The sequence below is a fragment of the Actinomadura sp. NPDC000600 genome (assembly GCF_040492135.1).
Lineage (GTDB): Bacteria > Actinomycetota > Actinomycetes > Streptosporangiales > Streptosporangiaceae > Spirillospora.
In genome coordinates this window covers 1-1,090 of sequence record NZ_JBEUPD010000141.1, presented here as the reverse complement: position 1 = coordinate 1,090, position 1,090 = coordinate 1, and the positions used below count along the sequence as shown (strand labels likewise).

Here is a 1,090-nt window from a genome sequence, read left to right as displayed (position 1 = left end):
CTTCGGCTCTCTTGCGGTCGTAGAACCGCTTGGAGTTGGGATCGCTCCAGGAGCTGACCAGCGCGGATGTGTAGAAGACGTGCTGCAGGCGCCGGTGGTAACGCTGTGGGCGGCGCAGATTCCCGCTGGTCTTTCCGGAGTCGTGCGGGGCGGGAGCGACACCGCCGAAGGCCGCGAGCCGGTCGGCGGTGGGGAACCCGTCCAGGCTGCCGCCGACAGCAACCAGGAACTCGGCACCGAGCTTGGGTCCCATGCCCGGCATGCTGAGGACTATGTCGGCCAGTTCGTGTTCACGAAACCGGCCTTCGATGAGCTTTTCGGTCCCGGTGATCTTCTCGTTGAGGGCCATCACCTCCTTTGCCAGGGTGTGGACCATCTGCGCGATGACCTTCTCGCCGGCGACGGCGGTGTGCTGACGCTCGGCGGCCTCCACGGCTGCTTTGGCCAAGTTCTCGGCCCCACGAACCTTGCGGTTGCGCAGCCAGGTCGTCAGCCGGTTGAGGCCGATCCGGCGCAGAGCGGTCGGAGTCTGATAGCCGGTGAGGAGGACCAGCGGTCCGGCGTTGGTGAGTTCCACAGCCCGTTCCAAAGCGGGGAACATGCTGGTCAGCACCGAGCGGAGCCGGTTGATGGTACGGGTCCGTTCGGCGACCAGGTCGATGCGGCGGCTGGTCAGAAGCGCCAGCTCGATCGTGTCCTCGTCGCCGGGGCGGATGGGCCGCAGGTCTCGGCGCATACGCGCCTGGTCAGCAATGATCCTGGCGTCGCGGGCGTCGGTCTTGCCCTCGCCGCGGTAGGCGTCGGATGCGCGGTTCACCATGCGGCCGGGGATGTACAGCAGCTCCTGCATGTGGTTGATCAGTACCGCGATCAGCAGCCCGGGTTCGCCGCCCGTCATGTCCAATGCCCAGGTCACCTCGCGGCCGTCCGCGGTATCGAGGACGTCGCCGAGCAGCTGGAGGAGCTCCGGCTCGTCGTTGGCCACGCGGCGAGACAACAGTGTCTTGCCGTCAGCATCCATGGCGACGCAGTGGTGGTGCGTCTTGCCGCAGTCGATCCCGGCCCATATCCGGCTCATCGTGCTCCCGAA

The 1,090-nt window shown here is 66.8% G+C and carries 1 protein-coding gene; it reads right to left on the bottom strand.

The window, feature by feature from the left end; genetic code table 11:
* The coding region (locus ABWI07_RS44330; RefSeq protein ID WP_353822234.1) for an IS110 family RNA-guided transposase at positions 1 to 1,078 on the bottom strand (1,078 nt) is incomplete at its 3' end.
* Positions 1,079 to 1,090 lie beyond the last annotated feature (12 nt).